The sequence below is a fragment of the Mesorhizobium sp. genome, assembly GCF_017306585.1.
In the GTDB taxonomy this organism is placed as follows: domain Bacteria; phylum Pseudomonadota; class Alphaproteobacteria; order Rhizobiales; family Rhizobiaceae; genus Mesorhizobium.
In genome coordinates this window covers 1-6,918 of record NZ_JAFKIC010000061.1, presented here as the reverse complement: position 1 = coordinate 6,918, position 6,918 = coordinate 1, and the positions used below count along the sequence as shown (strand labels likewise).

Below are 6,918 nucleotides of genomic sequence, written 5' to 3'. Positions count from 1 at the left end.
GTCCTGCCGGACATCTCCCCCTCAAGGGGGGAGATTGGCTGCGTGGCCCACGGCGCTCCTCTTGCAGCGATGGAGATTGGCGAAGGCCAAGGTGACGTCCAATCTCCCCCCTTGAGGGGGAGATGTCCGGCAGGACAGAGAGGGGGGCGAAGGAACTCAACTTTGATGGGCCCGATGAAGTTTGGTCGAGGCGCTCAGCCGCCCTGCTTGGTGGTGCCGGTACCGAAATCCACCTTCGGCGGCTGCATCTTGTCTTCGTCGACGGTGAAGTTGGCGAAAGGCTCGTTGCTGCGGAACCAGAACGTTGCCCAAAGCACCGACGGGAAGGTCTTCAGCGTCAGATTGTAGTCGCGAACCGCCTGGATATAGTCGCGCCGCGCCACCGCGATGCGGTTCTCGGTGCCTTCGAGCTGAGCCTGCAGCGCAAGGAAGTTCTGGTTGGCCTTGAGGTCGGGATAGGCCTCCGACACCGCGATCAGCCGCGACAGCGCGCTGGTCAGCCCGGCCTGTGCATCCTGGAATTTCTTCAGCGCGTCGGGATCCTTCAGCGTTTCGGGAGTCACGGTGATCTGCGTCGCCTTGGCGCGCGCCTCGACCACGGCGTCGAGCGTGTCCTTTTCATGCGAGGCATAGCCCTTCACCGTCTCGACCAGGTTGGGGATGAGGTCGGCGCGGCGCTGGTACTGGTTGAGCACCTCGCTCCAGGCCGCCTTGGCGTTCTCCTCCGCTGTCGGAATGGTGTTGTAGCCGCAGGCGGAAAGCAGCGGCAGCACGATTGCCATCATCAGGAAGGCGGGCAGCGTGCGGAATGTCGATGGTCGAGCAAGGCGCTGGGCAGGCATGATGAGGTCCCTCGGCATAAGTTGCATGCGAAGCATTACCACAATCGGCGCGCAAGAAAACGGCATCCCGCCGGCAACGGCCTGCCTGGACGCCTCGCGCCTCGCAAGACCCTGTGATTGGCCGCGCGAACGCGATAAGGTTCGGCCAAAACGGGACATCATCATGGCGCAACGCCAGGACAGCGAACGGGAATCGCGCCGTATCCTCGAACGCGTCGCGCAGGAGACCGATCCGGCCGGCGCTTCCTTCGTGGCGCGCAAAACCAGGGACATGCGCGACCATGTCGCCGCCACCGATGCCGACGGCTCGGATCCGATCGAGGTCTGGGGCACGCGCATTGGCAGGATACTCGGCCTGCTTCTGGCGCTGGGCCTGATGGTCTGGCTCGTGCTTTTCCTCACCCGGGGCAGTTAGGAATCAGGAACAATGAGCGCCGAAAAACCCGACGCGCCGCGTGCGGTCATCGTCATTTCCAGTCATGTCGCCCGTGGCTCGGTCGGCAACCGTGCCGCCGTCTTCGCGCTGGAGACTCTGGGCTTTCCGGTCTGGGCGGTGCCGACCGTCATCCTGCCCTGGCATCCCGGCCACGGACGGGCAACGCGCATCGTGCCGCCCCTCGACCAGTTCAAGGCGCTGATGGCCGACCTCGAGCGCGCGCCATGGCTGGGGGAGGTCGGCGCCGTGCTGTCGGGCTATCTCGGTGAGGCCGGCCAGGCCGAGGCGGTCGCCTCGCTGGTCGCCGCGGTCAAGGCGAGAACGCCCGATGCGGTTTATATCTGCGATCCGGTGATGGGCGATTCCGGCGGCCTCTACGTGCCCGAGCCCACCGCCGCTGCCATGCGCGACCGGCTGATGCCGATCGCCGACATCGCCACCCCCAACCGCTACGAGCTGGAATGGATGGCCGGCGCGCCGCTTCCGGATCTGAAATCGGTGATCGCGGCAGCACTTCATGCCGGACCGTCGACCATGCTGGTCACCTCGGCGCAGTCGATGATGACGGGCGGCACCGGCAACCTTCTGCTCGACGGCACTCACGCGCTTCTCGCCGAGCACCGCCTGATCGACAAGCCGCCGAACGGCCTGGGCGACCTGACGGCGGCCGTCTACCTGGCGCGAATCCTGTCCGGCCAGCCGGCGATCAAGGCGCTGCAGTCGACCACGGCTGCCGTCTATGAAATCCTGGCACGCACCGCCAAACGCGGCGGCGACGAACTGCAGCTGGAAACCGACGCGCAGAGCCTGTCGCACCCGATGGCCATGGTGCAGCTGCGCCACCTCACGCATCCGGGGCGGGACCGCCGGGCGTGACCCCGGCCGGGATCGTGCCCGGGGCAGTGCTCGTCGGCGCCGATGGCTGCAAGGCCGGCTGGATCGCCGTGCGGCGCAATCCGGGAGCGTCGCCGTCGGTCGAGGTCTTCGCCAGTTTCGCCGCGCTGCTTGCGGCGGTTTCAGGGGACGCGGTCATCGCCGTCGACATGCCGATCGGCCTGCCGGAGTTTTCGGCCAGGGGCGGGCGCGGGCCGGAGGCGCTGGTGCGGCCATTGCTCGGACCCCGTCAGTCCAGCGTCTTTTCCATCCCGTCCCGCGCGGCGCTCTATGCCGACACCAGCGACTTCACCACGATCGAGGCGTGGTACGACGCCCACCGCCGGGCAAGCGAAGTGGCCAGGGCCACATCCGATCCGCCTCGCGGCGTGTCGATCCAGGCCTTCGGCATCTTTTCCAAGATCCGCGAGATCGACGCGCTGCTCATCGCACGGCCCGACCTGCGTGGCCGCATCTTCGAATCGCATCCGGAAGTCGCCTTCTGCCGGCTGAACGGCGAAAAGGCGATGCAATTGCCGAAGAAGATCAAGGGCGCGGTCAATCCGGCCGGAATGGCCGAGCGCAAGGCGCTGCTCTGCCGGCACGGCTATGACTTCGCCTTCCTCGACCAGCCGCCGCCGCGCGGCGCCGCCGCCGACGATTTTCTGGACGCCGCCGCCATGATGCTGATCGCCGGCCGCATCGCCCGTGGCGAGGCGAGGCCGTCTCCCGATCCGCCGCCGGTTGACAGTTTTGGAATACCGGTCGCCATCTGGGCGTAAAGAGGATGGAGGACGGTTAATTGAACTCCGAGGTGATCCTCCCTTGAGCGACCTAAAGAGTCTCATCCCACGCAACAAGCATGACCTGGACGCTATCATTGCCATTCAAGAGGCCGGTTATCCTGCCATCGCGCCAATACTTGACGAATTGATGGAATGGACGGCAGACGGCAACTGGCCCGTCGCTGGCCCTCTGGCACGTTTTCTCTCGACGCTTGGAGAGCCAGTTGTCGACCCGATTCTCCGCGTACTTCGAGGAGACGATCCCACGTTCAAATATTCCTGCCTCGTGGGGATTGTCAGCGCTTTGCCAATCGAAACGCTGAGGGCTCTGGAGAGCGATCTGAGGAGACTTACGGTCAACCCGAGCCCCGAAAACAAGGCGGAGGCTGTGCATGAGGAAGCTGAAGCAGCATTGCTACGCTTGAGATCCTGATACTGGATCGAGCCTGCTGCATCAGCGAGCCATGCACCCTGGAAGGCTATTTATGACTAGCCCCCGCAATTCTGCATTGCTCGTAACGGGGTTTTGCCGTTAGAGCCTTTTCTCGACCGCAACGAGCTGCCGCCTCCAACCCCGGAAAGGCCTTAGCCGCCCATGCCACACCTTCCCGAACACCTCCTTGCCGGCTATCGCAACTTCATGAACGGCCGCTATCTCGCCGAGAGCGGACGCTACCGCGACCTGGCGCGCGAGGGCCAGTCGCCGGAGACCATGATCGTCGCCTGCTGCGATTCGCGCTCCGCCCCGGAGGCGATCTTCGACGCCGGCCCAGGCGAACTCTTCGTGGTGCGCAATGTGGCTAATCTGGTGCCGCCCTACGAACCGGACGGCGAGTTCCATTCGACCTCTGCCGCGCTAGAATTCGCCGTGCAGAGCCTCAAGGTCAAGAACATCGTGGTCATGGGCCATGGCCGCTGCGGCGGCATCCGCGCCGCGCTCGACACCACGTCCGCGCCGCTGTCGCCCGGCGATTTCATCGGCAAGTGGATGAGCCTGATCGCGCCGGCCGCCGAGACCGTGGCTGCCAGCACGATGATGACGGCGACGGAGCGGCAGACCGCCCTGGAGCGTATCTCGATCCGTTATTCCCTCGCCAATCTCAGGACCTTTCCCTGCGTGTCGATCCTGGAAGGCAAGGGACGGCTGTCCCTGCACGGCGCATGGTTCGACATTTCGACCGGCGAACTCTGGGTGATGAACAAGGATACCGGCGATTTCGAGCGGCCGGTGCTGGAATGAACGCCACGCTGCGCCAGGCGACGAACATCCGGCCGGTCTTCTTCGCGACGGCAGCGTTGCTGACGGCCATCGTTGTCGCGCGCGCCGATGACAGCGCCCTTATCAGCCGCTGGTATTCGGCGCTGCTGGTCGCCGACCGCACCGAACTTGCCGACCTGCTCGCCGACGACGTCCGCATCAAGCTCGACGACCTCGGGGTCATGCAGAGCAAGCAGGAATTCATCGCCTCGCTGGACGAATGGAAAGGCGCGGTCGCCGGCGCGCAGATCCGCCACCGTATCGCCAAAAGCGAAGGTGGCGTCACCACGGTCATCGCCTGCTACGATTTTCCCGGCAACGACATACTGATGCAGGAAACCTTCGCGGTGGCCGACAACCACATCACCGCCAGTTCGCAAGCCGCGATCGCCGAAAACTGCGACGATTTCTGAGGCGGACCACCTGCCATATTGCGGGTAAACCGGCCGCGCCCTACATCGGTGACACCCTTCCCTTGACGCCAGCGAAAGACCCTCAATGTCCTCCACGAAAGCCGTCGATCTCGCCGCCCATCCGTTGACCGCATGGCAAGGGCCGCTCGGCCTGCCCGATTTCGCCGGCATCGGCGACAGCGATTTTTCTCCCGTCTTCGACGCCGCGCTGAAGGCGCACGAAGCCGAGATCGAATCGATCGCCGGCAACAAGGATGCGCCGACCATCGAGAACACGCTTGCGGCACTGGAACTTGGCGGCGAGGCGCTCGATCATGTCTCGTCGATCTTCTGGTGCCGCGCCGGCGCCCACACCAACGACACGATCCAGGCGCTCGAACGCGACATCGCGCCGAAGATGTCGAGGCACTTCTCGGCGATCTCGATGAACGAGAGGCTGTTTGCCCGCATCGACGATCTCTACCAACGCCGCGAAAGCCTGAACCTCGACGCAGAGACGCTGCGCGTTTTGGAAAAGACCTGGAAAGGCTTCGTCCGTTCCGGCGCCAGGCTCGATGCCGACGGCAAGAAGCGGCTGGCCGCCATCAGCGAGGAACTCTCCTCGCTTGGGACCACGTTCGGCCAGAACGTGCTGGCAGACGAACGCGACTGGGCGCTGTTCCTCGATGAGGCAGATCTTGCCGGCTTGCCGGACTTCCTGAAGAGCGCGATGGCCGAAGCGGCGGAGATGCGCGGCCAGAAGGGCCGCTACGCCGTCACCCTGTCACGCTCGATCTATGAGCCGTTCACGACGTTCTCGGAACGCCGCGACCTGCGCGAGGTCGCCTTCCGGGCCTTCACCATGCGCGGCCAGAATGGCGGCGCCACCGACAATACGAGCGTTGTGCGCGACACACTGAGGCTGCGGGCCGAAAAGGCGAAGCTTCTGGGTTATGCGTCCTTTGCCGCGCTCAAGCTCGACGACACAATGGCCAAGACGCCGAAGGCGGTGCACGCCCTGCTCGATCCGGTCTGGGAAAAGGCGCTGGAGAAAGCCGCCGCCGACCAGAAGGAGCTGGAACGGTTGGCCGCCGAGGCCGGCAGCAACGAGAAGTTCGCCGCCTGGGACTGGCGCTTCTACCAGGAGAAACTTCGCGCGGAAAAATTCGCCTTCGATGAGGCGGAACTGAAGCCCTATCTGCAGCTCGACCGCGTCATCGACGCCTGCTTCGACGTGGCGACCCGCCTGTTCGGCATCACCTTCGAGGAAAAGAAGGGTATCGCCGCCTGGCATCCGGACGCGCGCGTCTTCGTGGTCCGAAATGCCGACGGCAGCGAGCGCGGCTTGTTCCTGGCCGACTATTTCGCGCGGCCCTCCAAACGCTCCGGCGCCTGGATGAGCGCGCTGAAGTCCGGTTACAAGCTTGGTCACGGCTCCAGGCCGGTGATCTACAACATCATGAACTTCGCCAAGCCGCCAGCCGGCGAAGCGGCGCTTCTGTCTGTCGATGAAGCAAAGACCCTGTTCCACGAATTCGGCCATGCGCTGCACGGAATGCTGACCGACGTCACCTGGCCATCGGTTTCCGGCACCTCGGTCAGCCGCGATTTCGTCGAACTGCCCTCGCAGCTTTACGAACACTGGCTGACCGTGCCGGCAGTGCTGGAAAAGCACGCACTGCATGTCAAGACCGGCAAGCCGATGCCCAAGGCGCTGCTCGACAAGATGCTGGCGACGCGCACGTTCGGCGCCGGCTTCGCCACCGTCGAATTCACCGCTTCGGCGCTCATCGACATGGCCTATCACGCCCGCCCGGATGCGCCGGAAGCGCCGCTTCGCTTCGAGGCCGAGACACTTGAGAAGCTGAACATGCCCGACACCATCGCCATGCGCCACCGCACGCCGCATTTCGGCCATGTCTTCTCGGGTGAAGGCTATTCAGCCGGCTACTATTCCTACATGTGGTCCGAAGTGCTCGATGCAGACGCCTTCGCCGCCTTCGAGGAAACCGGCGACCCCTTCAACCCGGCTCTGGCCGAGCGGCTGAGAAAGAACATCTACGCCGCCGGCGGGTCGAAGGACCCGGAAGAACTTTACACGGCATTTCGCGGCAAGATGCCATCGCCCGAAGCGATGATGGTGAAGCGCGGGCTGGTGTAGCGCCAGCCTTGCCCCTTGTGGGAGAAGGTGGATCGGCGCGTAGCGCCGAGACGGATGAGCAACTGTGTTTGTCAGGATGGTTTTGGATTCCAAGGTTTGTCGTTTCGGATCATTGCGCTGAGGATGGTCAGGATCTTTCGTGCGACGGCCACGAGGGCGACCTTGGGCGCC

Annotated in this window: 8 protein-coding genes; 7 read left to right on the top strand and 1 reads right to left on the bottom strand. The window is 64.4% G+C overall.

Annotated elements, in window-relative coordinates:
• Positions 1-194: 194 nt before the first annotated feature.
• Positions 195-842: a LemA family protein gene (locus tag J0I79_RS02310; RefSeq protein ID WP_292855089.1), complete on the bottom strand. Its 648-nt coding sequence runs from the start codon at positions 840-842 to the stop codon at positions 195-197.
• Between the two features lie 163 nt (positions 843-1,005).
• Between J0I79_RS02310 and J0I79_RS02305 the strand changes: the two genes are divergently transcribed.
• From J0I79_RS02305 to J0I79_RS02275, 7 genes are all read left to right on the top strand, one after another.
• Positions 1,006-1,257 carry a hypothetical protein gene (locus J0I79_RS02305; protein WP_292855087.1) on the top strand — a complete coding sequence of 84 codons (252 nt, stop codon included), beginning with the start codon at positions 1,006-1,008 and terminating at the stop codon, positions 1,255-1,257.
• Positions 1,258-1,269: 12 nt separating this feature from the next.
• A complete protein-coding gene (pdxY, locus tag J0I79_RS02300) occupies positions 1,270-2,154 on the top strand; it encodes a pyridoxal kinase PdxY (protein ID WP_292855085.1) in 885 nt (294 codons plus the stop codon).
• Positions 2,151-2,933 carry a DUF429 domain-containing protein gene (locus J0I79_RS02295; RefSeq protein ID WP_292855083.1) on the top strand — a complete coding sequence of 261 codons (783 nt, stop codon included), beginning with the start codon at positions 2,151-2,153 and terminating at the stop codon, positions 2,931-2,933. Before pdxY ends, J0I79_RS02295 begins: the two co-directional genes overlap by 4 nt.
• 43 nt (positions 2,934-2,976) lie before the next feature.
• Positions 2,977-3,369, top strand: coding sequence for a DUF5071 domain-containing protein (locus tag J0I79_RS02290; RefSeq protein WP_292855081.1), 393 nt, complete (start codon positions 2,977-2,979; stop codon positions 3,367-3,369).
• 162 nt (positions 3,370-3,531) lie between these two features.
• Positions 3,532-4,176 carry a carbonic anhydrase gene (locus J0I79_RS02285; protein WP_292855079.1) on the top strand — a complete coding sequence of 215 codons (645 nt, stop codon included), beginning with the start codon at positions 3,532-3,534 and terminating at the stop codon, positions 4,174-4,176.
• Positions 4,173-4,607: a nuclear transport factor 2 family protein gene (locus tag J0I79_RS02280; RefSeq protein WP_292855077.1), complete on the top strand. Its 435-nt coding sequence runs from the start codon at positions 4,173-4,175 to the stop codon at positions 4,605-4,607. The genes J0I79_RS02285 and J0I79_RS02280 overlap by 4 nt, the downstream gene beginning before the upstream one ends.
• Positions 4,608-4,692: 85 nt before the next feature.
• Entirely contained in the window at positions 4,693-6,747 is a 2,055-nt protein-coding gene (locus J0I79_RS02275) for a M3 family metallopeptidase (protein ID WP_292855075.1), read from the top strand.
• The last annotated feature ends 171 nt before the right edge of the window (positions 6,748-6,918 follow it).